The sequence below is a fragment of the Rhodoferax sp. genome, assembly GCF_012927445.1.
Taxonomy (GTDB): Bacteria; Pseudomonadota; Gammaproteobacteria; order Burkholderiales; family Burkholderiaceae_C; genus Rhodoferax.
In genome coordinates, this window is sequence record NZ_JABBPD010000004.1 from 536,541 (window position 1) to 562,374 (window position 25,834).

The following is a 25,834-nucleotide window of genomic DNA, read 5'->3' on the forward strand; positions in this document are numbered from 1 at the left end:
TCAGATCAGGTAAAGCACTGCATTAGATCGACCGTGGCGCGTCGCCCGACATTGCTGGCATGCTCGGTCAGCCAATTAGTGGCACGCTCGCGGCCCTGCTCGTTCAGCAGTTCGAGAAAAGGCGGGTGTGCCAGCAGCTTGGTTTCGGTGCGCTGCAGGCTCACCAACTCGCTGGAATCGATCATGTGGAACCGCATCTTCTGCAGCCGCCGTTCCAGCCGGCCCCAGGTCAGAAAGGTCGGGCTTGAAAACTCAATCGCCTGCGCAAACATCCGCATCTCACGCATGAAGTTGGCGCTGAACGCCAACTCTGCAATGCGCGCCTCGATTTCTTCCACGGTGTGCGGTGTGCCTTCGCGCTTGAGCGGGCTGAGCAGCACCAACAACACGTCGCGCGAGTCGCAGTCATAAAACAGCGGAAAGACGGCCGGGTTGGCCGCGTAGCCACCATCCCAATAGGGCTCGCCTTCGATCTCGACTGAATGATGAATTTTGGGCAGACAGGCGGAAGCCAGCAGCACGTCAACGGTGAGTTCGGTTTCGCGAAATATCCGCAGCTTGCCGGTGTTCGCCTGCGTGGTGCCGATGAACAGCTTGAAGGGGCACGCTGCGCGCAAGCGGTCGAAGTCGATCTGCCGATTGAGCAGGTCGCGCAGGGGGTTCAAGTCAAAGGGGTTGAGCTGCGAGGGCGAAAAGTTGCCGGCCCAGTTGGCGAGCAGCTTGCTGGCGGGCGACAGGCTGATGGCATCGCCCTCACCCCGGGTCATGCTCCCCCAAGGCATCTGTTGGCCCACTTCGGTCCAGAAATCGGTCAATCCCTGGCGAGCCCCGTCGCGGCCGCCCTTCAACCAGCCGTTGGCAAACACCACCGCGTTCATGGCGCCGGCGCTGCTGCCGCTCAAACCCTCAAACTCCAGCTCCGGGTTGGCCAGCAAGGCGTCCAACACGCCCCAAGTGAAGGCGCCATGGGCGCCGCCGCCTTGCAGCGCCAGGTTGAGCCGGCGCGGCGCCGGGCGGCTGAAGCGTTGGAGCAAACCAAGGCCCGGCCGGCTGGAGTTGGCTCGGCGGGTGGGGGATGCAGCGCGGTCGGTCATAGAAACTCCTTATCGGCGCACGCGGCGCCCTGCAAGCTGGGATCAGTATAGGGTTTCCCCTTGCACAGTATCCACGACTCGCGCGTCACAGCATGGCGCAAGACGAATTGCTATTAACTTAATAGCTTCTCGCGCATACTGGACGGGGGCTATAGACCAATAATACGTACAACCTCTCTGAACTGCGGGGGCCATGGCCGGGCACGATGGCCAGGATTTGGGCCAGGCCGTTGTTGGGCGCAGGCTGACCGAGCGTCAGCGCGAAGGCACTTCGGTACTCTGGTTCGGAATCCCATCGATGGGCGCTTCGTCCGTGCCGATCGTGGTTCGGGTAAATGACTCCACCTGCCTGCGTGCCGCCTCCGGATCAGCCAGCCAGTTGGCGTAAAAGTCGAACGGGCAGGCGGCCAGCCCTTTGTCCCCTTCGCCCGAATTGATCACCCCGGTATAACCGCGGTGCAGCAGTTTGAAGAGATGGTTTTCGGACTGGCCGTTGCGACGGAAGTCGCGAATCAGATTCTTGGACAGGGCCGCGTACTGAATACCCATCTCTTCCTCGCCGCACTCGCCCAGTGTTCGGCCGTCAAACCCGATCAGGGCCGAGTGTCCAAAATAGGAATAAACGCCATCAAAGCCAGCAGCGTTGGCGACCGCCACATAGGTGTTGTTGGCAAAGGCCATGGCCTTGGAAATCAGTATTTGCTGCTCCTTGGCCGGGTACATATAACCCTGGCAACGGACAATCAACTCAGCCCCGCGCATCGCACAATCACGCCAGATTTCCGGGTAATTGCCGTCGTCGCAAATGATCAGGCTGACCTTCATGCCCTTGGGTCCCTCACTGACATAGGTGCGGTCACCGGGGTACCAGCCCTCGATCGGTGTCCACGGCATGATCTTCCGGTATTTTTGGACAATCTCGCCCTGATCATTCATCAGAATCAGGGTGTTGTACGGCGCTTTGTTCGGATGCTCTTCATGCCGCTCGCCGGTCAGCGAGAACACCCCCCACACTTTGGCATTGCGGCAGGCTTCGGCAAAAATATCGGTCTCGGCACCCGGCACCGTGGCCGCGTTCTCGTACATTTCGGCCGTGTCGTACATGATGCCGTGCGTGCTGTACTCAGGGAAGATGACCAGGTCCAGCCCGGGCAAGCCCTTCTTCATGCCCTCGACCATGCGGGCAATATTGCGCGCGTTGTCCAGCACTTCCGCCTTGCTGTGCAGGCGGGGCATTTTGTAGTTGACTACCGCGACGCCGACCGTGTCTTTGCTGCTTGAAATATCACCGTGAATCATATTGACCTCATTCGTTAGTAGGACCGCGTGGGTCAGTGGCTGATCATCCAGGGCCGCTTGCCCGGAAAGGCCTTGTTCCCATTCGGTGCTGTCACCGTCGCACCGCGCTTGCCGGAGGTTGAGCAACAACCGCAGCCGGCGGGGTGTTTCAGCCGCGCATAGTCGCTTGAGCGTTTCGGCTCGTGCCGGGCTCGCTCGTTGGTTTCCAGCGCGCGGCGCGTGCTGCCCTCCATCAGGGCCAGGCGCGGTGCCGTGACAAAAACACGCGCGGCGTCGGCGCCGCAATCGGGGCATGGAGCGGCCTCGTTGCGGGCCGCCAGCGGACGCAATGCGTCGAAGCCCCCGCAATCAGGACAGGCGTAGTCATAGGTGGGCATGGGCAGACCTCGCTGTGTGTCAGATCAAATCGTGCGACAGCGGCATGTCGATGCTGCCGTCAAGGTGCTTGATCGGCCCCAATGCGTTCGGGTTGATGTCGAACTCAAAGATCTGCGTCGGCAGCCACAAGGTGGCACAGGAGTTCGGCACATCGACCACGCCGCTGATGTGGCCCTGCACCGGGGCCGTGCCCAGGATGGAATAAGCCTGCGCGCCGGAGTAGCCAAACTTCTTCAGGTACTCGATGGCGTTCAGGCAGGCCTGGCGGTAAGCGACCTGCACGTCGAGGTAGTGCTGCTTGCCGGCCTCGTCCACCGAGATGCCTTCGAAGATCAGGTAGTCGTTGTAGTTGGGTGTCATCGGGCTCGGTTTGAAAACCGGATTCTTGATGCCGTACTTGGCCATGCCGTCCTTGATCAGGCTGACCCTCATGTGCACCCAGCCCGCCATTTCGATCGCGCCGCAGAACGTAATTTCGCCATCGCCCTGGCTGAAATGCAGGTCACCGACGCTCAGGCCTGCGCCGTCCACGTAGACCGGGAAAAAGACCTTGGAGCCGCGTGACAAATCCTTGATATCGCAATTGCCGCCGTGTTCACGTGGCGGCACCGTGCGCGCCCCCTCCAGCGCGGCCTTGTCACGGGCAGCGCCCGTCATGCGGCCCATATGCGCCGTGCCGGCCGAAGGCGGGTTAGCCAAACCGGGAACGCGGTCAGGATCAGTGGCAATCAAGTCGCCCTCACGCTTGTTCCACAGGTCCAGCATCGCCTTGTCCGGCAGGCAGCCGATCAGCCCGGGGTGGATCAAGCCGGCAAAGTTAACGCCCGGGATATGCCGCGAGCTTGTGAACATGCCCTTGAAGTCCCAGATCGACTTTTGTGCTTCAGGAAAGTGATCGGTCAGGAAACCGCCGCCATTTTTCTTCGAGAAGAAACCATTGAAGCCCCACAGGCTGTCCTGCTTGGCGCCGATGTCCAGCAGGTCAACCACCAGCAAATCACCAGGCTCGGCACCCGTTACACCCACGGGGCCCGACAGGTAGTGCACCGTGGTCAGATCAATGTCGCGCACATCGTCGGCACTGTCGTTGTTTTTGATAAAACCGCCGGTCCAGTCGAAGGTCTCCAGGATGAAGTCATCGCCCGGCTTGACCCAGCAGGCCATCGGAATATCAGGATGCCAGCGGTTATGGATGTTCTCGTTGTCAGTCGGCGACTTGGTCAGGTCAACTTTGATCAGGGTGTCTGTCATGGCATTTCTCCTGGAGAGGTTAGTAAGGAAACAAAATAGGTTCAGACCGAAAGGAATTGCTTGATGCGTGCCGTGTCGGTATCGGCCCGGGTACTCTCATGCACCAGTTGCCCGCCTTCAATGACGAACAGGCGGTCCGCCACCTCCATCGCGAAGCTCAGCACCTGCTCGGACACCACAATCGTGATCTCACGCATCTTGCGGATTTCGTTCAACGCCTTGGCAATGTCCTTGATGATCGATGGCTGTATGCCTTCGGTGGGCTCGTCCAGCAGCAGCACCTTGGGGTTGGTCACCAGCGCGCGGGCAATCGCCAACTGCTGCTGCTGCCCGCCGGACAAGTTGCCGCCTTTGCGCTTGCGCATCTCAAACAGCACGGGGAACAAGGCATAAATTTCATCCGGAATCTGCTTGTGGCGCGCGTTTTCCAGTCCGGTCTGGATGTTTTCCTCGACCGTGAGCGTGGGGAAAATCATGCGCCCCTGCGGTACGTAGGCCACGCCTTTGGCGACCCGCTGGTAACTCTCGTCTTTGGAGATGTCGTTGCCATCCACATCGATGGTTCCCGACTTGAGCGGCAGCACGCCGATGAGTGACTTGAACAGCGTGGTCTTGCCCATGCCATTGCGGCCCATGATGGCCACGGTCTCATTTTTGTGGGCGGTGAAGGTCAGGCCGTGCAGCGCCTCGCTTTGCCCGTAGCTCACATGAAGGTTGTTGACGTTCAGCATGGTTTATCTCCTCAGTGGCCCAGATACACGTCAATCACACGCGGATCAGCCTGAACTTTTTCCATTGAACCTTCGGCCAGGATTTTTCCCTGGTGCATGACGGTCACTTTGTGCGCGATCTGTTTGACGAACTCCATGTCATGCTCGATCACGATCATGGCGCGCCCCTTGCAGATGCGCTTGAGCAGCTCGGCCGTGAGTTCGCGCTCGCGCACGCTCATGCCGGCAATCGGCTCGTCCAGCATCAGCAACTCGGGGTCCTGCATCAGCAGCATGCCGATCTCCAGCCACTGCTTTTGCCCGTGCGACAGCAAGCCGGCTTCAATCTCCAGGTGGCCGTCCAGGCCAATTTCGGTGGCGATGGCCTGGACCCGGCTCTTGACCTCGTCACTGCACTTGAAGAACAGGGCGCCAAACACGCCACGCCCCTGCGGAAACGACACTTCCAGATTCTGGAAAACACTCAGGTTCTCGTAGATCGAAGGCGTCTGGAACTTGCGGCCAATCCCGGCGCGAACAATCTGGTACTCGGGCAAGGCCGTCATCTCGTCGTTCTTGAACTTGATGCTGCCGGTCGTGGCGCGGGTCTTGCCGCAAATCAGGTCCAGCAGCGTGGTCTTGCCGGCGCCGTTCGGACCAATGATCACGCGCAACTCGTTTTGATCGATGTAGAGGTTCAGCTTGTCAATGGCCTTGAAGCCGTCGAACGATACCGTCAGGTCTTCGACCGACAGCACGAAATCATTGTTTTTCATAGTGGGCCTCCGTAGTTTCAGGTTTGTTGACTGATCAGGTCCGCAGGCATCACAGGTGATTCGCTGACAGCGGCATGGGGGGCGGTGGCGGTGGCGGTGGCGGTGGCGGTGGCGGTGGCGGTGGCCATGACGGGTGGCCGCTCCTCTTTTTGGCGCGCCGCCATGCGCCTGGCCCACCATGGCTTGATGCGATGGTTGTAAACACCGGCCAGACCATCAGGAAAAGCCAGTACGACACCGAGGAACATGGCGGCCATCAGGAACAGCCACAGGTCCGGGAAAGTCTCTGAAAAATAGGTCTTGCCAAAATTCACCAGCAAGGCGCCATAGACCGCCCCGACCAGCGACATGCGGCCACCGACAGCGGCAAAAATCACCATCTCGATCGATGGCACGATGCCCACCAGCGAGGGGGACATGAAGCCCACCTGCAACGTGAACAGGGCACCGCCAATCGAAGACAGCAAGGCGGCAAAGCAGAACGCAAAGACCCGGAACATGGCCACGTCGTAGCCCGAAAAACGGACCCGGTCTTCCTTGTCGCGCATCGCCAGCAGCAGGGTGCCGAGTTTGCTCTGCTGGATCCAGGCACACAGCACGATGGCGCCCAGCAGCAGCACCACCGTGAGGTAGTACAGGATGTACTTGGCGCTGTCGGTGCGGGTGTCCCAACCCAGAAGAGTCTTGAGATCGGTCATGCCGTTGACGCCACCGGTGAACCCCTGCTGACCCACGATCAGTACCGTCAGGATCAGGGCCACGGCCTGCGTGATGATGGCAAAGTACACCCCACCAACCCGCCGCTTGAACATGGCGTAGCCAATAATGAAGGCCAGCAAAGTGGGCACCACCAGAATCAGCAACAGCGTCAGGGGAAAAGAACGGAACGGTTCCCACCACAGCGGCAATGCGGTGATCTGGTTCCAGTCCATGAAGTCGGGGATGCCCGGGGTGGACTGGATCTTGGTCGTGATGACATCGCTGGCCTCCAGCTTGAGAAACATGGCCATGCCATAGCCACCCAGGCCAAAGAAGACGCCCTGCCCCAGGCTCAACACGCCGCCATAGCCCCATAACATGACCAGGCCGAGGGCGACGAACGCATAACTCAAATACTTGCCCACCAGGTTCAGGCGGAACAGGTCGAGGGTCAAAGGGAATGCGACCAGCAACACCAGGGCCAGCAACAAGACGCTGCCCATTTTGTGACGTTCAATCCAATGCTTGATAGGACTCATAAAGACCTCCGGTTGACGAGGGGTTGCAATAGGAATTTCAACGGCGCACCTTGGCGGCAAACAAGCCTTGCGGGCGCAGCATCAAGATGGTCACGATGAGCATCAAGGTGAGGACCTTGGCCATGGAGCCGCTCATGAAGAATTCAGCGAGCGACTGGGTTTGGGCGATGCCAAAGGCGGACACCACGGTGCCCAACAAGCTGGCCGCACCGCCAAAAGTAACGACCAGGAACGCGTCCACGATGTAGAGGGAACCGCTGGTGGGACCGGTCGAGCCAATGGTGGTGAAGGCGGCGCCAGCAACGCCGGCAATACCGCAGCCAATGGCAAAGGTGAGCCGGTCCGTCTTGCGGGTGTTAATACCGATGGCATTGGCCATCACACGATTCGCCACCGTGGCACGGACCCGCAGACCCCAACGCGACTTGTAAAGCGCCAGCAGCACGCCACCGGTCACCACCAGGGTCAGCGCCATCACGAACATGCCATTGATCGGAATGTCCAGGCCCGGTATCGGCGCCCAAGAACCCATCAACCAGTCCGGCAAGGTCGGGCTGACTTCCTTGGCGCCAAAAGCCGTGCGAAAAATTTGTTGCATGCCGAGTGACAGACCCCAGGTCGCGAGCAAGGTGTCCAGCGGACGCTTGTACAAGTGGCGAATGAACAGCCACTCCACCCCCCAGCCGACGGCGAAGGCAAACAGGAAGGCGGCCAGGATGGCAAACGGAAAGTAGATTTGCGCCAACTGCGGCGCGTAAGTCTCGGCCAGGTGCGAGAACAGGTAAATGGTGTAGGCGCCGATGGTCATGAACTCACCATGCGCCATGTTGATAACACCCATCTGGCCAAAGATGATGGCCAGCCCCAGGCCCATCAGCAGCAGGACAGAAAACAGGCTTAAACCTGCAAAGCCTTGCATCAGGCCGATGTTGAGCATTTCGGAAGGTGACATGATGAGCTCCAATACAGCTTGCGTGACGTGGGGGCGGTGAAGGTTGGTACGCTTGAACAAGCCTTCCCGGCCCGCCCCGCCTGACGCGGGAACGAGCCGGGAAGCTGATCAGGCCTTACTGATAACCCTTGGGAAACGGGTTCGGTTCGATCAATGCCGACGACTCGGCCACGACCTTGAACTGGCCGTTGGCCTGGGCCTGGCCGATGCGCGCCTTGCTCCACAGGTGATGGTTTTCATGCAGTTTGACGTAGCCTTCTGGCGCCGTCTTCAGCTCGATACCGGCCGAAGCAGCGGCGATTTTGTCCACATCAAAGCTGCCGGCCTTCTCGACCGTGGCTTTCCACAACCAGGGTCCCAGGTAGGCGGCCTGCGTCACGTCGCCGATCACCGCGTCTTTGCCGTACTTGGCCTTGAAGGCGGACACGAACGCCTTGTTATTGGCGTTGTCCAGCGACTGGAAGTATTTCATCGAGGCATAGAAGCCGTTCATGTTCTCGCCGCCAATACCCAGCACCTCGTCTTCGGTCACCGAAATGGTCAGCAGAAACTGTGTCTTGGCCGTCACGCCAGCGGCCTTGAGTTGCTTGTAGAACGCGACATTGGAGCCGCCAACCACAGCGATGAAAATGCAGTCCGGCTTGGCCACCTTGATCTTGTTGATCAACGAATTGAAACTGGTGCTGCCCAGGGGGTAGTACTCTTCGCCCACCACCTTGCTGCCGGCGGGCAGATGCCCTTCAATGTGCTTGCGCCCAATTTTCATGGAGGTGCGCGGCCAGATGTAGTCGGAGCCGACGAGGAAGAAGGTTTTCGCCTTCTTTTCTTTCGAGGCCCAATCGAGACCGTACAGGATCTGCTGTGTTGCTTCCTGGCCGGTGTAGATCACGTTCTTGCTTTGCTCCAGGCCTTCGTAAAAGGTCGGGTAGTACAGCATGCCATTTTCTTTTTCAAAAATCGGCAACACCGCCTTGCGCGACGCCGAGGTCCAGCAGCCGAACACGGCAGCCACGCGGTCATTGACCAGCAGCTTCTTCGACTTTTCGGCAAACGTAGGCCAATCAGAGGCGCCATCTTCCTTGATGACCTTGATCTTGCGGCCGAGCACGCCGCCCATGGCATTGATCTGGTCAATCGCAAGCTGTTCAGCCTGGATCGATCCGGTCTCTGAAATCGCCATGGTGCCGGTGGAGGAATGCAGTTGTCCGACGGTCACCTCGGTATCGGTCACAGCCAGCTTGGTGGTGTTGACCTTGGCGGTCGGGAACTGCTGGGCCCGGGCCCACATGGGCAAACCGGCCAGCAGAGGCGCAGCGGCCATGCCTTGCACCAGACGGCGGCGGTTGATGAGGGAATTATCTCGATGGTCATGCGACATGGTGAGCTCCTGCGGTTGATAAAAAAGTAAGGAGAAGGATTTCTCTTGCTGGGATGGATCATCCAAAAAATTGCGCGCTAACCCAATACGTCAATCAACGTAGGCCCGTGATCCGGCCGGCCTCAAAAGCAGCAGGCGCGCTTCTTGCTTTTTAAGTTTTACTGTTCACCGGAGTCGTGCTTGACTGCTGCCAACCAAAAAATTTTTCGTATCCGCCGCGAATACAACGCCTGGGTTGCTGACGAGTCGCTGGAGGACTACGCGTTGCGTTACACACCGCGTAGTTTTCGCAAGTGGTCGGAATGGCGGGTTGGCAATACGGCCTTCGGCGCCGTGTCATTTCTTGCACTGGAGGCTATTGGCGGCGCCATTGCATTGAATTACGGCTTCAGCAATGCACTGTGGGCCATCCTGGTGGTGGGCCTGATCACCTTCTTCACCGGCTTGCCCATCAGCTACTACGCCGCCCGCTATGGGGTGGACATGGACTTGCTCACCCGGGGTGCCGGCTTTGGCTACCTGGGCTCCACCATCACCTCGCTGATTTACGCCAGCTTCACCTTCATTTTTTTTGCGCTGGAGGCGGCCATCATGGCGCTGGCCTTGCAGATGTACCTGGACATCCCGATCGCCTGGTGTTACGTGATCAGCGCCCTGCTGATCGTGCCCGTGGCGGTTCGCGGCATCACCCTGATTTCCAGACTGCAGATGTGGACCCAGCCGCTGTGGGGCGTGCTGCTGCTGTTGCCCTATCTCGCCGTACTCTGGAAAAATCCACAAGCGTTCTCTGATTTCACAGGGCTGGCCGGCCGCACCTCGGATAGCAGCGAGTTCAACCTGTTGATGTTTGGTGCCGCAGCGACCGTGGCGTTCTCGCTGGTGGTCCAGATTGGCGAGCAGGTGGATTTTTTGCGCTTCCTGCCCGAGAAGACCCAGGCCAACCGCAAACGCTGGTGGGCCGCCGTGCTGATGGCCGGGCCGGGCTGGATCGTGCTGGGCATGCTGAAGATGCTGGGCGGCGCATTCCTGGCTTTTCTGGCACTGCAACATGGTTTGTCCGCGTCCAAGGCGGTGGAGCCGACCCAGATGTACCTGGCCGGCTTCTCCTATGTGTTCAGCAACCCGGCATGGGTGCTGGCGGCCACGGTGATCTTTGTGGTGGTGTCACAACTCAAGATCAACCTCACCAACGCCTATGCGGGGTCGCTCGCCTGGTCCAATTTTTTTGCCCGGTTAACCCACAGTCATCCGGGCCGGGTCGTCTGGCTGCTGTTCAATGTGGTGATTGCCCTGCTGCTGATGACACTGGACGTTTTCTCCGCGCTGGAAAAAGTGCTCGGGCTTTACGGCAATATGGCCACGGCCTGGGTCGGCGCGCTGGTGGCGGACCTGGTGATCAATAAACCATTGGGCCTAAGCCCGCGCGGGATTGAGTTCAAGCGGGCGCATTTATACGACATCAATCCGGTCGGACTGGGCTCGATGCTGCTGGCGGCCGTGCTCGCCGTGGTCGCCTACACCGGCGCCATGGGTCCGTACGCGGAGGCCTTTTCGCCCTTCATTGCGCTCGGCACGGCACTGCTTCTGTCGCCTCTGCTGGCCTGGCTCACCCGGGGCCGCTACTACATCGCCCGCCAGCCGCAGGCCATGGGCGAACCGGGTCAGATGGTGACTTGCCATGTGTGTGAAAACGCCTTCGAGGCGGAAGACATGGCGCGCTGTCCTGTTTACAGCGCCCCCATCTGCTCCCTGTGCTGCACACTGGAATCCCGCTGCCATGACCGCTGCAAAACCGGTTCACGGGCGGCCGAACAGGCCGAGAAACTGCTCGGATTTCTGCTGCCCCGGGCCTTGTCAAACCGGGTGAATTTCCGTGCCGGTCACTATTTTGTCGTCACGCTGTCCCTGTGCGCCCTGCTCGCCACCGTGATGGGCATGGTGTACATGCAAGAAACCGCGATGCCCCTTCTTGTTGACCCGGTGGGCATGTTGCGCGCTGCGTTCGTCAAGGTATTTGCCATGCTGTTGCTGATCGTTGCAGTCTGCAGTTGGTGGGTGGTGTTGGGCAGCGAAAGCCGGCGCATGGCGCAAGACGAATCGAACCGCCAGAACCAGCTGCTGTCCCGCGAGATCGAGGCCCATCAACGCACCGATGCCGCCCTGCAAAACGCCAAAGAGCTGGCCGAGTCGGCCAACCAGGCCAAAACCCGCTACGTGGCGGGCGTGACGCATGAGCTGCGCACGCCGCTCAACAGTATTCTGGGTTACTCGCAAATCCTGTTGAAAAACGAAACGCTGGCCAACACCCCGCGCGAAGCCGTGCAGACCATCCAGCGTAGTGGCGAGCACCTGCTGGCCTTGGTAGACGGGCTGCTTGACCTGGCCCGCATTGAAGCCGGTCGACTGCGGCTGGAGCCCATCCCCCTGCCGCTGCCCGACTTTCTGGCGGGGCTGGTGAGCATGATGCGGCCACAGGCTGAGGCCAAGGATGTGAACTTTATCTACACCCACAGTGGCCGCATGCCCACCTGGGTGCAAGCGGATGCCAAGCGGCTGCGCCAGATCATCATCAACCTGTTGAGCAATGCCGTGCGCTTCACCGACGCCGGTAGCGTGACCCTGCATGTCGACTGTCGCAGTGATGTCATCCGGTTTGACGTGGTGGACACCGGCATCGGTATCGCCCCCCAAGATCAGCAACGTATTTTCTTGCCCTTTGAGCGCGGGGCTGCCGGCCGTCGCCGGAGCGAACCGGGCACCGGACTGGGTCTGACCATCACGGCCTTGCTGACCTCCCTGATGGGCGGCGACCTGTCCCTGCAAAGCGCACCAGACAAGGGCAGTACCTTCAGCGTGCGGCTGTACCTGCGCGAGATTGATGACCCGGGCCCGCAGGCTGACCCGCCCTACCAGATTGCAGGGTTTTTCGGCAAGCGCAGAACCTTGCTGGTGGTCGACGACCAGCCGGTACAACGCCAGATGCTGGCCGGCATGCTGACGCCGCTGGGGTTTGCCATCACGGAGGCGGCCAGCGGTATGGAATGCATCGACAGCCTGGGCGATGCGCTGCCGGATGCGATCCTGCTCGACATCAGCATGGACGGCCTGGACGGCTGGCAAACCGCACAACAAATACGCAACCTCGGCTATGACGCGGTGCCCATTATTGTGGTCTCCGCCAACGTCATGGAGAACCAGAGCGCCCGGCTGAAGTCCGCCGGATGCCAGGCGTTTGTTGCCAAGCCCGTGCTGGAATCAGAACTGATGGACGCCTTGCAGCGCCACCTGGGACTGGAGTGGGTGAATTCAGGGGTGTTGCCGATTCCAGCCCCAATCAGTCCGGAGGGTGACACGCTGAGGCTGTCCGATGACGCCCGGGCCGAGCTCATCCGGCTGGTGCGGCTGGGCCATGTGCATGGCTTGCACCGCGTGCTCGACCGCTTCACGGCGGACGAGCCATCGCTGGCCGCCACTTGTAAAAAACTGCGCGGCTTCGTCAGCCGCTGCGAACTTGAATCTTTGCTGGACCATTTAACCGAGGATGAAGATGCTTGCGAACCCTGACCCACAACGCCCCGTCGTGCTGGTGGTGGACGATGACCCCGCCAGCCTGGGTATGTTGTGCGATACGCTGGAGGGCGAGGGCTATTCCGTGCTGGTGGCCCGGGACGGCGACGCGGCGCTGGAGCGTCTTGAACTGGTGGCGCCTGACGCCATTCTGCTGGATGCCGTCATGCCGGGCCTGTCCGGCTTTGACACCTGTCGACTCATCAAGGCGAACCCGGTGCTGGCCCACATTCCTGTGATTTTCATGACCGGCCTGTCTGAAACGCCCCATGTGCTGGAAGGCTTTGCCTGTGGCGGTGTGGACTATGTGGTCAAGCCCTTGCGCGCCCAGGAACTCGTGGCCCGCCTGCACACCCACACCCGTAACGCCCGCATCACACGGCTGGCGCGTGAGGCGGTTGACGTGGCTGGATTCGGGGTGGTGCTGGTGGATGACCTGGGGCGTGTCGCCTGGCGCTCACCGCAGGCGGCCTTGTGGCTGCAAACGGTTGACGGCACGACCGCTGACGGGCGATTGTCTGATTCTGTGAACGCGGCACTTGGCGGCGATAGCGACCAGGTACGGCTGACGCTGGCCGGCGTGCAGTTGACGGTACGCAACATGGGCCGGGTCGGCATGGGGGAGACCATGCTGCTGCTGGAGCAGCGCAGCGCCAGCGCAGCGGCGCCCTTCCAGCTGGAAAATGCCGCCTTGACGCCACGCGAAACCGAAGTCTTGTCATGGCTGGCCAAGGGAAAAACCAACCGGGATATTGGAGACATTCTGGGCATGAGCCACCGAACGGTAAATAAGCACCTGGAACACATTTTTGAGAAGCTGGGGGTCGAAACCCGCGCTGCCGCTGCGGCACTGGCGACCCGGCATTTGCTTTAACACGATGCACCAAACAGGGGTTTATTGCCACAAACCGCATCCATCCCGCCACTTTATGGTGCGCCCACCGAGGAACCTGCCGCCATCGCACCGGCGCAGGGCGTCAAGAATGCGGCCGGTATCACGGCATGGCTATTGCATAGGTAAGTGCATGGAACTCACCCCCCGCGAAAAAGACAAGCTGCTGATTTTTACCGCCGGTTTGCTGGCCGAGCGCCGCAAGGCGCGCGGCCTGAAACTCAACTACCCGGAGGCGCTGGCCCTGATCAGCGCCGCCGTGATGGAAGGCGCCCGCGACGGTAAAACCGTGGCGCAACTGATGAGCCTGGGCCGCACCATCTTGACCCGCGCTGACGTGATGGACGGCATTGCCGAGATGATTCCCGACATTCAGGTGGAGGCCACGTTTCCGGATGGCACCAAGCTGGTGACGGTGCATCAGCCGATTGTTTGAATGAATTTCTTTATGGCCATTGCGAGGAGACAAGCACCATGCATCCCAAGTTACTGAACACTCTTGTTTTGATAACTGCTTGCGCACTGTCCACGGGGGCTAGCGCCCATATTGGCACTGAAGTTGGCACCCATGCCGAGTTCGGGCTTTTGAACGGCCTGCTGCATCCGTTGACCGGCTTGGACCATCTGGCCGCCATGCTGGCCGTGGGCTTCTGGAGCGCGCTAACCGCCCGCCGCGCCTGGACGGCACCACTGGCCTTCGCTGCCATGTTGCTGGTCGGCGCCCAGCTCGGCCTGGCCGGGATGGCGCTGCCGGCGGTCGAGCCGATGATTGCGGCCTCGCTCTTGGTGCTGGGTTTGCTGGTGGCCTTGCGGGCCCGCCTGCCCGCCCTGCTGGCGGCCGCCTTGGTCGGTGTTTTTGCCATTTTTCACGGTGTCGCGCATGGCACCGAACTTGTTGGTGCGGCAACCGTCTGGGCGCCGTTGGCGGGCATGTTGATCACCACCGTGGCACTGCATGCAGCCGGCCTCGGTTTGGGTCTGACCCTGAGAACGCGCAACCGATGGGGGGCGCGCATAGCAGGCACGGTGGTCACCCTCTTCGGCAGCTTTTTGTTGCTGCAAATGGTTTAACGAGGACACACCATGACACCCGGCGAAATCATCACCGACGGCCCCGATCACTTCCTCAACCCGGGACGACCCACCGTCACGCTGGTGGTGCAAAACACGGCGGACCGGCCGATCCAGGTCGGCTCGCATTACCACTTTGCTGAAACCAATGGCGCGCTCGGCTTTGACCGCGCCGCTGCCCAGGGTATGCGCCTGAACATTGCTTCGGGCGCGGCGGTGCGCTTCGAGCCGGGGCAGCAACGCACGGTGGAGCTGGTGGACTACGCAGGGGAGCGGCTGGTGTTTGGTTTTCGTGGATTGACGAACGGTGCGGTTGACGCCAGCATCAAGGGAACTCTGTAATGGCAACAATTGGACGACGCGCTTACGCCGAAATTTTTGGCCCCACCGTGGGCGACCGGGTGCGGTTGGCGGACACTGATCTGCTGATTGAAGTCGAGCAAGACCTCACGCTGGGCGCCGGTGGTTACGGTGAAGAAGTCAAGTTTGGCGGTGGCAAAACGATCCGTGACGGCATGGCGCAATCGCAGCGCACGCGCGCCGAAGGAGCCGTGGATTGCGTCATGACCAACGCCCTGATCCTGGACCACTGGGGCATCGTCAAGGCCGACATCGGTCTCAAAGGCGGGCGCATCGTGGCCATCGGCAAAGCGGGCAACCCGGACGTGCAGCCGGGCGTCGACATCATCATCGGCCCCGGCACCGAGATCATCAGCTGCGAAGGCAACATCGTCACCGCCGGCGGCATCGACTCGCACATTCACTTCATCTGTCCGCAGCAGATCGAGGAGGCGCTGGCGAGCGGCGTCACCACCATGATGGGCGGTGGCACCGGCCCAGCCACGGGCACGTTTGCCACCACTTGCACGCCCGGACCGTGGAACATTGAGCGCATGTTGCAGGCGGCCGATGCCTTCCCGATGAACCTGGGTTTTCTGGGCAAGGGCAACGCCAGCCTGCCGGCCGCGCTGCACGAGCAAATCAACGCCGGCGTCATCGGCCTGAAACTGCACGAAGACTGGGGCACGACACCGGCCGCCATCAGCAACTGCCTGGACGTGGCGGAAGAGACCGACGTGCAGGTGGCGATTCACTCCGACACGCTCAACGAGAGCGGCTTTGTCGAGAACACCATCGCTGCCACCAAGGGCCGCACCCTGTGCGCCTTCCACACCGAAGGCGCGGGCGGCGGTCATGCGCCCGACATTCTGAGGGTGGTGGGCGAAACCAACTTCTTGCCTAGCTCCACCAACCCGACCATGCCGTACACCGTGAACACGCTGGACGAGCATGTTGACATGCTGATGGTCTGCCACCATCTGGATCCCAGCATTGCCGAAGACCTGGCCTTTGCCGAGAGCCGCATCCGCAAGGAAACCATTGCCGCCGAAGACGTGCTGCACGACCTCGGCGCCATCAGCATGATGAGCAGCGACAGCCAGGCCATGGGCCGCGTCGGCGAAGTGATTCTGCGCACCTGGCAGACCGCGCACAAAATGAAGGGGCAGCGCGGCAAGCTCTCCGAAGACAGCGAGCGCAACGACAACTTTCGCGCCAAACGCTACGTCGCCAAGTACACCATCAACCCGGCCATTGCCCACGGCATCAGCGACGAAGTGGGCAGCATCGAGGTCGGCAAATGGGCCGATCTGGTGGTGTGGAAGCCGGCCTTCTTCGGCGTCAAACCGGCGCTGATTCTGAAAGGCGGCTTCATCGCCATGGCGGCGATGGGCGACCCCAACGCCTCGATCCCAACGCCGCAGCCGGTGCATTACCGGCCGATGTTTGGCGCCTATGGCGGCGCCCTGACGCGCGGCTCGCTGACCTTTGTATCGCAGGCCGGGCTCAATGCCGGCATCCAGGAACGCTTCGGGCTGGCCAAGACCTTGAGCGCGGTCAAAAACATTCGCGGCGTGCGCAAGCAGCACATGGTGCACAACCACTACCTGCCCAAGATGGAAATTGACGCCCAGACCTACACCGTGCGCGCCGATGGCCAATTGCTGACCTGCGAGCCCGCGGTAAGCTTGCCGATGTCGCAACGTTATTTCTTATTCTGATGCTCCAAATCTCCAAACTCATGCCGCAAGGCGCCGGCCTCGCCCCGGTGCTGATCAAACGCGCCGCCACCGTCGAACTGGACTGGGACGTGCGCCAGAAAAGCCGTTTTGACGCCACCGATTCACAGGGTCGCACGCTCGGTATCTTCCTGCCACGTGGCACCGTGGTGCGCGGTGGCGACGTGCTGGTGGCCGAAGACGGCTCGCTGATCCAGGTGATCGCGGCGCCGCAGCCGGTGCTGGTGATTACCACTTGCAGCGCGCACGGCAGCCCGTTTGACCTGACGCGCGCCGCCTACCACCTGGGCAACCGCCATGTGCCGATCGAACTCCAACCCGATCACCTGAAAATCGAACCCGACCATGTGCTGGCCGACATGCTGCGCGCCCTGCATTTGACGGTGCGCGAGGCGACCGAGGCGTTCGAGCCCGAGGGTGGCGCCTATTCCGCCACCGGCCACAGCCACGCCCCCCACGTCCATGGCGCTGCGCACGACCATAGCCCTGCGGCGCCAGCCGCAAAACCCAAGCCCATCAGCATTCCGATTGCCGCCGCGGCGCCGCACGTCCATGGGCCGGGCTGCAATCACGGGCACGGCCACCACCCCTGATGCGCCCACCCGGCCCCCTCCCGCGCCATCCGCTCAACGGCATTCGTCGACGCCGGGACCTGCCCGCACCCCGCAGCGGCAACAGCCTGATGCAACTGATGTGGCTCGCCTCGCCGGCCCTGCCGATTGGTGGATTTTCTTACTCAGAATGCCTTGAAGCCGCTGTCGATACTGCGCGAGTAGCTACAGAATCAGGAGCAACCGAGTGGCTGCTCGACCAGCTCCACCTGAGTCTGGCGCGAGGCGACTTGGCCGTGCTGGCCAAGGCGGTGCCGGCCTGGCAGCGCGCCGACCACGCCCGCATCGCGGAACTCAACGCCTGGGTGCTGCAAACCCGGGAGAGCAGCGAACTGCGCGCCCAAGCCGAGCAAATGGGCCGATCCCTGCTGGAGTGGCTGCGCAACCACACCACCGCCCGCACCGAACAAATCGACACGCTGGCCCAGTTGCAGCCGACCTACCCGCTGGCCTTCGCCCTCGCCGCCAGCGCCTGCCAGGCCACACTGCGCGACTGCCTGCTGACCTTTGCCTTCGGCTGGGCCGAAAACATGGTGCAAGCGGCGATCAAGTCGGTGCCGCTGGGCCAAAGCGCCGGGCAGCGCATTTTGTCGGCCCTGACGGCCGAAATCCCCCGCGCTGTCGACCACGCCCTCTCGTTGGCTGACAGTGAACGGCAAGCCTTTTCCCCCATGCTGGCGATCCTGAGTGCCCAGCATGAAGTTCAATACTCCCGCCTCTTTAGATCCTGAAAGCGTCCGCCATGTCTGCACTGCACCACATCCCGAATCGCACCAAAAAGCTGCCGCCGCTGCGTGTCGGCATCGGCGGCCCGGTCGGCTCCGGCAAAACCACGCTGCTGGAAATGCTGTGCAAGGGCATGCGCGACCGCTATGACCTGGTCGCCATCACCAACGACATCTACACCAAGGAAGACCAGCGCCTGCTGACCGAGAGCGGCGCATTGGATGCCGAGCGCATCATGGGCGTCGAGACCGGCGGCTGCCCGCACACCGCCATCCGGGAAGATGCCTCCATCAATCTGGAAGCCATTGACCGCATGCTGGTGGACTTTCCCGACGCCGATATCGTGTTCATCGAGAGCGGCGGCGACAACTTGGCCGCCACCTTCAGCCCCGAACTGAGCGACCTGACGATCTACGTCATCGACGTCGCCGCCGGCGAGAAGATCCCGCGCAAAGGCGGCCCCGGCATCACCAAGAGCGATTTTTTCGTCATCAATAAAACCGACCTGGCCCCCTACGTGGGCGCCAATCTGGACGTGATGGCGGCGGATACCACCCGCATGCGCACCGGGCCGAAGGGCCTCAAACCCTTTGTCATGACCAATTTGAAGACGCTGGCGGGACTGGCCGAAGTAATTGCCTTTATTGAATCCAAAGGCATGCTGCAAGCCCGTTAGAATAGGCAGCTTGGAAGCGTGGCAGAGTGGCCGATTGCACTAGTCTTGAAAACTAGCAAACCGAAAGGTTTCGTGAGTTCGAATCTCACCGCTTCCGCCAAATACTGAGCCCCATGCGGGCTCCCGGTCTGTGCTATTAAGCATAAAGTGACCATTTGGACAAGTTATGCCTTATTTCCCAATTGGCCACATTTTGCTTTACTGGAACTTTGTGCTAGGAATCCAATGCGACGCTCAGCCACTGGTAGGCTAATTTCAAAAAAACAATCTAAGCTCACCGATACAAAATCGAGTGGGCTTTTTTTTGCCCAGCCCTGTTGGGGTTCACGCCCAACACACTGTGGGCTTCGCCCGAACTGCACTGGGACTTTGGCTTGTTACTACTGCGCGCAACAACACTCAGGGACCGCACTCATGCTCACTGGCGAGCTACGCAGCCAAATCGACGCTATCTGGAATTCATTCTGAACCGGCGGCATCTCCAACCCATTGGAGGTGATGAAGAAAATCACTTACCTGCTTCGACGAACTATGCGGACCAGTTGACGGCAGTCATGTGATGCGACATCAACCCAGTCAATGGACTTCGCATCATGCCGCGCCTTCCAAAAGCTGAAGAGGCTGCCCGAAAAAGGCCACGGGTTCGTCCCTGCTCGCAACACTAGACGTCTTGGAATTACAGGTGGTTATAGAAAACCGGTTCCTTGAGCGGATTGATTTCGTTTGGAAGAATTCCATCGACAGCCGGCAGCAGCTCATCATCTGCAGAAGTCATCGGCTCGATTCGAGAGCTGTAGTCAACTCCTCCGAAAATCTTGTCAATTCCTTTAACGATTGGGGCTAGTCCATCATTGACTTTTACCATCAAACTGCGCTCATTCTCTGGGAGCAGAAACTGCAAGAGATATGGCTTAACTCCCGCGCCCATCTCGATACCCAGTGCGGTGTTCAGCAACCCTGAAGTCTTAGTCACGAACGTGCTCATTTCATTTTTCTTGGCAATCGAGTACGAGCTCAAGGTAATGAGCTTTCCCTCAAGTGGAAATGAGATGGCAAAGACATCTTTTCTCGTCGGAATGGGAGACATGCGTTCAAACATACCTCTCTCCTGGTACCAACGGACTTTGACTTTGATTTGACCGCGGAATTCGTAAAGCCCCGCCTGCACAGGGGCCGCGTATCGCTCTTGAAACGCTGCCGCCACCTTTTCATAGTCCTTGTTATTGGCGCAACCATCACTGCATGGCAATAACACGAGACGAGGGATGGTTCCTATCTTGTCCTTGCGTTGATTGATTCGGTCCATGGCCTCTTTATCGCCAATACCTTCGAGTACCAATGAGTTGGTAATTTCAGGCATGTTTTCCGACTTTCGGTACCTTAGAAGCAGATGCTTTTTGTCTGCGTATCTGGCTTGGATACTCGGATTCTGGTTGACGATAGGCTCATTCGCTAATGAGTCAGTTGGCTTTTTTTCACTCAAATTCGTGACTTCTGAAATGACCTGGGAGGCTACAGCCGGTTGGTCAATGATGGTGATGCTGGAAGCTACCGCAGCACTGTCCTTTTCGACATCCAACCCAAGAGCTCCTTCATTACCTACCGCCCACGCGTTCAGTGCAAAAGCCAAACCCAGAAAACCAAATTTCTTGATGTTTTTCACGTCTCTAACCTTCAACTCAAATACAAAAAAACCCTCAACCAATTGCTTGGTGGAGGGCAGATACTGAATCTATCAATGAACCTGCAAATGCAAATTCTGCAACCCCGTACCGTAGTTTTTGACCTCAGGCCGGAAGCTTTGCGTCTCAGCCTTTCGACCGATTTGCCTCGTGGCAGCGAGTCTATCAACTTAAAGCTGCCTTCTTGGGTTATCCAAGGTAGGTGGGTTGGGTATCTGCTTCGCTAATCGCTGTTGGCAGCCTGCTGGGGAGACCACCAAGGACGCAAGGTTTTGAGCACTTCGCATGACAGGCCTTGCCAGCCCTCCGGCCAAATGGAACGTAGGAACTCTTTTGCCAACGAAAAATGTGACCTGAATTGCCAGGCCTCAACAAATGGCGGCCATCCGACACCTAACTCAGTCCAGATTTTCAGTTCCACCTAAAAAGTCATTTATGATTTCGCCTGGGCAAACCCTCTGAAAAGTGGGGACGCAAAGCCACCGACCTACGGAGCAATCTATGGTAGCGGAGCCGCTGGGAGTGAAGACTCTCATCGAGCATTTGCGAAAGCCCGTTGCCTGCATGGTCACGGGCTTTTTTGTTGCTCAGTCGATTGGCCCACGACCAAATAAACACGGAAAACTCTCAATGTATTTGCCAGAAATTCGTTTTACTAAGCTATCCACGCTTGTGGTATCTCTGGCTATCTCTGGCCTTGCACATGCACATCCCTTGGATTTCTTGACCCCCGAGCAGCGGGTGTTCATGATGAACAAGTTTCTGCAGTCTCAAAATGAACTGCTCGTTCAACCAGGGAAATCTGGAGCAGCAGATGGCAGCGGCGCAACGCCATTGACGCTGGAGCAACGGGTAAAGCTCCTAAACTGGTTCGTGACAGGAAAAACCGGCGATGAGGCACAAGCACCCAATAAATTGGAAGTCGCTGCGGCCAAGCCTGTTATTGCATCTGCCCCTGCGCTTTCGCAGCCGGCACCTGCTGCCGCCCAAAACAATGAAGCAAGCTTGGCGGCTGAGCTCGACAAATGGGCTGCTCTTCCATCTGGAGTCAAGTTTGAACGGTTCCGTGACGGCTTTGCCATCAATCAAACCCGATACCTCGACCCAGAGGGACGCATCGTTTCCTATGGCTTTGACGAACAATCAGGTGACTTTACCTATCTTGTACAGAGCGGAAGTGGGCAATTTCTCTTGAAATCAGGCCGTGCCTCAAGCGGGAACGAACCCATTGAAATCGGCAAGGCCGAATTGCGAGGGTCCCTATGGGCGGTGACAACGGTTACCGGTAGAAAATTCACGGGCAGAAGGTTGATTCCGCTTGCTCGGGGGTTCATCGTCGCTCGCGACAACACTGGGTATCGTTATGTTCCGGGCAAAGGCATGACCTCTTTTGCAGCCCCGGAACAGTTCTCCATCGCGGCACTCCAAAGCGGAAACGTCTCTGGAACTGGTTACATCCTGCTCGAACGGACGCCAGAAGAACAAGCCATGGCAAATAACAGCGTGAGCGCGCTCTTTAGTAGCGTGAAAGCACTGGGAAGCACCCTCGGAATAGGTAAGAAAGAGGATTACGCCCTGCTGAATATCGATTCCAAAAAACTTGTTCCCATCAACATCTCCATGGAGGATAAGCGTGTTCAAGTGATGAGCGTCTGTCGCAGGCAAAACTTCATCATGGCGGAGTGCGAGCGGATGGACTCTTACGAAAGCCTGTTTCAGCCCAATGGGATGCACAACATGACGCACTACTTCTGGCGCATCAATTGGTTCAATGCCGGTGGTCGTCCGATTCTTGTTTCACAAGAAGGTGGATTGACGAAAGTTGCAGCAACCGATTTGGGTACGGGGAAAAAAGCCATGATTTTTGAGCGCGTAATGGGTATTGCTTCTTTCAATGCTGACCAGGGTGTGGACGGCAGAATTTCGGTTTCTGCACAGATGGGGTTCAGTACAGAGAAAAAAGACGATATCGTTTCACTGCTGGACTCATCGACACAGGTCTCTTCAAAAGACCCCGAGTGACCCTCAGAGCAGTCGCTTAGCTCGTTTACGGCCCTCCGCTATTCGGCCGAGGGCTTTTGCCATACTGGCGAGAGACGCAGCAACATAGACGCAGATGAGCACTCCCAGACCGAAATCAGTCGACAAAAAAACTGGCAGCGTTTGCGACGAGTTTTTTCTTTGGTCAACTTATGCTTTATTTTTCACCGTTAGGCCAACTTATGCTTTAACGGTCACGCCGTGATGACCGTTTTGAACAGGGAAACGGTCATCAATTGCTTTATTCTGCGGTCATTTTTCACTTAACGGCACACGGTCCTTCAGCACATCTGCCCACGGTTGCCCGTCCTGCGGTAACACTCAAGTGGGACCGTCTTGCCTTCAGGCAGCGGCAGACCAATGCATGTCCCCGTCCAAAAATCCACTTCTGATAACGCAATGGCCTGTTCATTCCATAGCAGTTCTTTCTAGATATTTTGAGAAAAATCAAGCGTTGACAAGCAGGTCAGCCCAGACTACGCCCTAAGCCCAACCCGACGGGATTGGAAGGAAGTCACTGCTTCTTATGAAACAAATGTGGAGGTTTCATGGTCAAGGAAGTCTCTCGGAAATCGCCCGCGGAACCTAGAGCTTCAGGCATTCATCTCTACTCGGTGCACGATCCGATACCGGTCCCTGAGGTCACCGAGTCTGATAGCGAAGCGGCATGGGCGTTGTGGGAAGACTCCTTATCGACACCAAGCAGTGGGCCGGCGGCTGACTTCAAAAGTACCGTGCCGGCTGAACTTCCACCTTTTCATTTTTTTGATTCACTCAAACGCAACCGCTAACCCCAGAGGTCCAGTGGTGGCTCGGTCACGACCGCGCGCAGGATGTCGGACCGCGACACAAAACCGGTAAGAAGACCCTCCTCATCCACCACCGGCAGCCCCGGCAAACCGGTGTCCAGCAGAACGCGTGCCACGTGCCGGATATCGGTCTCTGGCGCCACACTCGGCACCGGCGTCGCCATGATGTCCGAGACGCTTTGCGCCAGCAAGGCCCGCCACACCAGCGCATTGCTGTCCGGCCCTGGCAGGAGATCGGGGCGCAGCAAATCGGCACGGGACAACAAACCCACCAGTGTTGCCGCGTCATTCACGACCGGCGCCTGACCCACACCCTGACTGGCGAGGATTTGCCACGCCTGCAGCACCGTCGCCGTGTGCGGAATGGCGATCACGGTGCGGCTCATCAAGGCCGCCACCTGCGTCAGGGGTTGGCGCTCCAGCACCACCTTCTGGGTCTGGGCGTAAGCCGCCAGCGCCGTGCGATGCGCCTCGTCGCTAGGGGCGGGCTGCGCAGGCCCGGCAAAGGCGCCAGGAAAAGCGGATTGGGCATCGCGCCCATCACGCCCGACGGCCTGAATCGCGTGGTTGCGGGCAACCGCACTGACACCGCCAACTTGACGCAACTGCTCCAGCGAGCCACGAAACAACTTACCCGCCAAGCTATATACCGAGAACATCGTCCAGCCCTTCCCTTGTTCGGACAGACTATAGCGCGGCCGCGCCACAGCGTCGGAGAAACTCAGGCGTGCGGTGGCAGGAACAAGGACTGCAAGTCGTTCAGAAAGTCAAAACCCCGCACGCTCGGTTTGATGCGGGCAAAGTCACGCTCAATCAAGCCTTTGCGCTCCGCTTCCTCCAGCCCTTTTTGAATGGCGGTAATGGCCAAACCGGTGCGTTCCGAGAACTGCTGCAAACTAAAACCGTCTTTCAAACGCAAGGCATTCAGCATGAACTCAAACGGCAAGTCCGCCCGGCTGACCTCCTCCTCTTGCGCCAGACAGTGGCCGGCCAGGGCTTTTTCCATGTAGAGCCGGGGCTCGCGAAAGCGCACTTGCCGCACCACCCGGTGGGCAAAACTGAGCTTGCTGTGCGCCCCGGCGCCCAAGCCCAGGTAGTCGCCAAACTGCCAGTAATTGAGGTTGTGATGGCAGCGGTGCCCGTCGCGGGCGTAGGCCGACACTTCGTAGCGGTACAGGCCGGCCTCGCCTGTCATGTCGGTGATGAGATCCAGCATGTCGTAGGCCGTATCTTCCTCGGGGATCACGGGCGGAAACTTGGCGAAATAGGTGTTGGGCTCGATCGTGAGGTGGTAAATCGAGATGTGCGAGGGTGCCAGCGCCAGTGCCGTGGCCATGTCCTGCTTCAAGTCGGCCAGCGTCTGGCCCGGCAGGGCGTACATGATGTCCAGATTGAAAGTATCAAAAGCCTGCGCTGCTTCCTCTACCGCCGCCAGCGCTTGCGCGCGGTCATGCACCCGGCCCAGCTTCTGTAAAAAGTCATCGTTAAAGCTCTGCACCCCCACCGACAGGCGGGTGACGCCGGCGGACCGGAAGGCCCTGAAACGGTCTTTCTCGAACGTGCCGGGATTGGCTTCCAGCGTGATCTCGCAATCAGGCTCCAGCCGGAGGCGGGCCCGAATGCCGCTCAGCAGGCGATCAATGGCGTCGGGTGAAAATAGGCTGGGCGTGCCGCCACCGATAAAAATAGTGTGCACCGTGCGGCCCCAGATGAGCGGCAGGGCCGCTTCCAGATCGGCCATCAAGGCATCCAGATAGCGCTGCTCGGGCAGCTCGGCTGCGCGCATTTCGTGCGAGTTGAAGTCGCAATAAGGGCACTTCTTGAGGCACCAGGGTAGGTGGATGTAGAGCGACAGCGGCGGCAAGGCCGCAAACTGCAGCGTGCCCGGCCGCATGTAGTGTTGCAGGTCGTGGGGCGCCGGGGCCTCGGCTGCGCTGGCGCTTGAAATAATAGGAATCATGGTCCGTACCGCCCGTTTTACAGCCAACGCTCACGCATCAGTTCCACCATGGCCCGCGCCGCTTGCCCGCGGTGGCTGTTGGCATTTTTGACCGCGGTCGGCAATTGGGCAAAGGTCTGACCAAACTTAGGGATGTACATCACCGGGTCAAAGCCGAAACCATTACCGCCGACCGGGACCCGCGCAATCTCACCGACGACGCGACCGACCGCAATCAGCGGCTCGGGGTCTTGCGCTGAGCGCACCGCCACCAAGGTGCTGACCAGCGCGGCGCGCCGATTGTCCACGCCGCGCATTTGCTCCAGCAGGGCACGCACGTTGTTGTCATCGCCTTTTTCATAGCCAAACTGGGTGGCGTAATAGGCGGTATCGACCCCCGGCAAGCCGCCAAAGGCATCGACGCACAAGCCGGCATCGTCCGCCACGGCGGGCAAGCCGCTGAGCTGCGCGGCGTGCCGGGCCTTGGCCAGCGCATTCTCGACAAAAGTGTGAAACGGCTCAGCGGCCTCGGGAATGCCCAAGTCGCCTTGCGCCACCAGCTCAAACCCCAGCGGTGTAAATAGGGCGCGCAGTTCGACCAATTTGCCTTGGTTGTTGGACGCTAGAACAATTTTCATGAAATAAGGCTGTAGCCCCCGTCTAATAT

Annotated in this window: 24 protein-coding genes, 1 tRNA gene and 2 riboswitches; of the genes, 12 read left to right on the top strand and 13 right to left on the bottom strand. The window is 59.5% G+C overall.

What is annotated here, in order from left to right; all coding sequences use genetic code 11:
* Nucleotides 1–5 precede the first annotated feature (5 nt).
* The 9 genes from HHJ17_RS08080 to urtA all read right to left on the bottom strand — a co-directional run bounded on the left by HHJ17_RS08080 (nucleotide 6) and on the right by urtA (nucleotide 9,076).
* Nucleotides 6–1,094 (bottom strand): patatin-like phospholipase family protein, encoded by a 1,089-nt coding sequence (locus tag HHJ17_RS08080; protein ID WP_296501439.1) that lies wholly within the window; start codon nucleotides 1,092–1,094, stop codon nucleotides 6–8.
* A gap of 255 nt (nucleotides 1,095–1,349) precedes the next feature.
* Entirely contained in the window at nucleotides 1,350–2,393 is a 1,044-nt protein-coding gene (locus HHJ17_RS08085; protein WP_296501437.1) for an aliphatic amidase, read from the bottom strand.
* Nucleotides 2,394–2,425: 32 nt separating this feature from the next.
* Complete coding sequence (locus HHJ17_RS08090; RefSeq protein ID WP_296501436.1) at nucleotides 2,426–2,770, bottom strand: zinc ribbon domain-containing protein; 345 nt, start codon at nucleotides 2,768–2,770, stop codon at nucleotides 2,426–2,428.
* Between the two features lie 19 nt (nucleotides 2,771–2,789).
* Nucleotides 2,790–4,022: a formamidase gene (fmdA, locus tag HHJ17_RS08095; protein ID WP_296501435.1), complete on the bottom strand. Its 1,233-nt coding sequence runs from the start codon at nucleotides 4,020–4,022 to the stop codon at nucleotides 2,790–2,792.
* A 41-nt stretch (nucleotides 4,023–4,063) separates the two neighbouring features.
* The gene (gene urtE / locus HHJ17_RS08100) at nucleotides 4,064–4,753 is read right to left on the bottom strand and encodes an urea ABC transporter ATP-binding subunit UrtE (RefSeq protein WP_296501433.1); all 690 of its coding nucleotides are present in this window, start codon (nucleotides 4,751–4,753) and stop codon (nucleotides 4,064–4,066) included.
* Between the two features lie 11 nt (nucleotides 4,754–4,764).
* Nucleotides 4,765–5,508, bottom strand: a complete 744-nt coding sequence (urtD, locus tag HHJ17_RS08105; protein ID WP_296501431.1) for an urea ABC transporter ATP-binding protein UrtD — start codon at nucleotides 5,506–5,508, stop codon at nucleotides 4,765–4,767.
* Between the two features lie 17 nt (nucleotides 5,509–5,525).
* Entirely contained in the window at nucleotides 5,526–6,746 is a 1,221-nt protein-coding gene (gene urtC, locus HHJ17_RS08110) for an urea ABC transporter permease subunit UrtC (protein ID WP_296501429.1), read from the bottom strand.
* A 37-nt stretch (nucleotides 6,747–6,783) separates the two neighbouring features.
* A complete protein-coding gene (urtB, locus tag HHJ17_RS08115) occupies nucleotides 6,784–7,698 on the bottom strand; it encodes an urea ABC transporter permease subunit UrtB (protein ID WP_296501427.1) in 915 nt (304 codons plus the stop codon).
* Between the two features lie 115 nt (nucleotides 7,699–7,813).
* Nucleotides 7,814–9,076, bottom strand: coding sequence for an urea ABC transporter substrate-binding protein (gene urtA / locus HHJ17_RS08120; RefSeq protein ID WP_296501425.1), 1,263 nt, complete (start codon nucleotides 9,074–9,076; stop codon nucleotides 7,814–7,816).
* A 180-nt stretch (nucleotides 9,077–9,256) separates the two neighbouring features.
* Between urtA and HHJ17_RS08125 the strand changes: the two genes are divergently transcribed.
* The 10 genes from HHJ17_RS08125 to HHJ17_RS08170 all read left to right on the top strand — a co-directional run bounded on the left by HHJ17_RS08125 (nucleotide 9,257) and on the right by HHJ17_RS08170 (nucleotide 18,797).
* A complete protein-coding gene (locus tag HHJ17_RS08125) occupies nucleotides 9,257–12,640 on the top strand; it encodes an ATP-binding protein (RefSeq protein ID WP_296501423.1) in 3,384 nt (1,127 codons plus the stop codon).
* Nucleotides 12,618–13,517, top strand: a complete 900-nt coding sequence (locus HHJ17_RS08130; protein ID WP_296501421.1) for a response regulator — start codon at nucleotides 12,618–12,620, stop codon at nucleotides 13,515–13,517. The genes HHJ17_RS08125 and HHJ17_RS08130 overlap by 23 nt, the downstream gene beginning before the upstream one ends.
* A 151-nt stretch (nucleotides 13,518–13,668) precedes the next feature.
* Entirely contained in the window at nucleotides 13,669–13,971 is a 303-nt protein-coding gene (gene ureA, locus HHJ17_RS08135) for an urease subunit gamma (RefSeq protein WP_296501420.1), read from the top strand.
* Between the two features lie 38 nt (nucleotides 13,972–14,009).
* Complete coding sequence (locus tag HHJ17_RS08140) at nucleotides 14,010–14,606, top strand: HupE/UreJ family protein (protein ID WP_296501418.1); 597 nt, start codon at nucleotides 14,010–14,012, stop codon at nucleotides 14,604–14,606.
* 12 nt (nucleotides 14,607–14,618) lie between these two features.
* Complete coding sequence (locus tag HHJ17_RS08145) at nucleotides 14,619–14,948, top strand: urease subunit beta (protein ID WP_296501415.1); 330 nt, start codon at nucleotides 14,619–14,621, stop codon at nucleotides 14,946–14,948.
* Nucleotides 14,948–16,666 (top strand): urease subunit alpha, encoded by a 1,719-nt coding sequence (ureC, locus tag HHJ17_RS08150; RefSeq protein WP_296501413.1) that lies wholly within the window; start codon nucleotides 14,948–14,950, stop codon nucleotides 16,664–16,666. Before HHJ17_RS08145 ends, ureC begins: the two co-directional genes overlap by 1 nt.
* Nucleotides 16,666–17,277: an urease accessory protein UreE gene (ureE, locus tag HHJ17_RS08155; protein WP_296501411.1), complete on the top strand. Its 612-nt coding sequence runs from the start codon at nucleotides 16,666–16,668 to the stop codon at nucleotides 17,275–17,277. Before ureC ends, ureE begins: the two co-directional genes overlap by 1 nt.
* A gap of 89 nt (nucleotides 17,278–17,366) precedes the next feature.
* Nucleotides 17,367–18,026 carry an urease accessory UreF family protein gene (locus HHJ17_RS08160; protein WP_296501716.1) on the top strand — a complete coding sequence of 220 codons (660 nt, stop codon included), beginning with the start codon at nucleotides 17,367–17,369 and terminating at the stop codon, nucleotides 18,024–18,026.
* A gap of 11 nt (nucleotides 18,027–18,037) precedes the next feature.
* On the top strand, nucleotides 18,038–18,697 hold the full coding sequence (gene ureG, locus HHJ17_RS08165; protein WP_296501409.1) for an urease accessory protein UreG: 660 nt from the start codon (nucleotides 18,038–18,040) through the stop codon (nucleotides 18,695–18,697).
* 12 nt (nucleotides 18,698–18,709) lie between these two features.
* A tRNA-Ser gene (locus HHJ17_RS08170) sits at nucleotides 18,710–18,797 on the top strand.
* 576 nt (nucleotides 18,798–19,373) lie between these two features.
* Here HHJ17_RS08170 and HHJ17_RS08175 read toward each other — a convergent pair.
* Nucleotides 19,374–20,360: a hypothetical protein gene (locus tag HHJ17_RS08175; RefSeq protein ID WP_296501407.1), complete on the bottom strand. Its 987-nt coding sequence runs from the start codon at nucleotides 20,358–20,360 to the stop codon at nucleotides 19,374–19,376.
* A 94-nt stretch (nucleotides 20,361–20,454) separates the two neighbouring features.
* A riboswitch (cyclic di-GMP riboswitch) is annotated at nucleotides 20,455–20,537 on the bottom strand.
* Between the two features lie 280 nt (nucleotides 20,538–20,817).
* A riboswitch (cyclic di-GMP riboswitch) is annotated at nucleotides 20,818–20,900 on the top strand.
* Nucleotide 20,901: 1 nt separating this feature from the next.
* Between HHJ17_RS08175 and HHJ17_RS08180 the strand changes: the two genes are divergently transcribed.
* Nucleotides 20,902–22,401: a hypothetical protein gene (locus HHJ17_RS08180; protein WP_296501405.1), complete on the top strand. Its 1,500-nt coding sequence runs from the start codon at nucleotides 20,902–20,904 to the stop codon at nucleotides 22,399–22,401.
* Nucleotides 22,402–22,967: 566 nt separating this feature from the next.
* Entirely contained in the window at nucleotides 22,968–23,210 is a 243-nt protein-coding gene (locus HHJ17_RS08185; RefSeq protein WP_296505485.1) for a hypothetical protein, read from the top strand.
* Here the strand turns inward: HHJ17_RS08185 and HHJ17_RS08190 are convergent.
* From HHJ17_RS08190 to rdgB, 3 genes are all read right to left on the bottom strand, one after another.
* Nucleotides 23,207–23,887: a CBS domain-containing protein gene (locus HHJ17_RS08190; RefSeq protein ID WP_296501403.1), complete on the bottom strand. Its 681-nt coding sequence runs from the start codon at nucleotides 23,885–23,887 to the stop codon at nucleotides 23,207–23,209. The genes HHJ17_RS08185 and HHJ17_RS08190 overlap by 4 nt on opposite strands.
* A 62-nt stretch (nucleotides 23,888–23,949) precedes the next feature.
* On the bottom strand, nucleotides 23,950–25,188 hold the full coding sequence (gene hemW, locus HHJ17_RS08195) for a radical SAM family heme chaperone HemW (RefSeq protein ID WP_296501401.1): 1,239 nt from the start codon (nucleotides 25,186–25,188) through the stop codon (nucleotides 23,950–23,952).
* Nucleotides 25,189–25,205: 17 nt separating this feature from the next.
* Nucleotides 25,206–25,805, bottom strand: coding sequence for an RdgB/HAM1 family non-canonical purine NTP pyrophosphatase (gene rdgB / locus HHJ17_RS08200; protein WP_296501399.1), 600 nt, complete (start codon nucleotides 25,803–25,805; stop codon nucleotides 25,206–25,208).
* Between the last annotated feature and the right edge of the window lie 29 nt (nucleotides 25,806–25,834).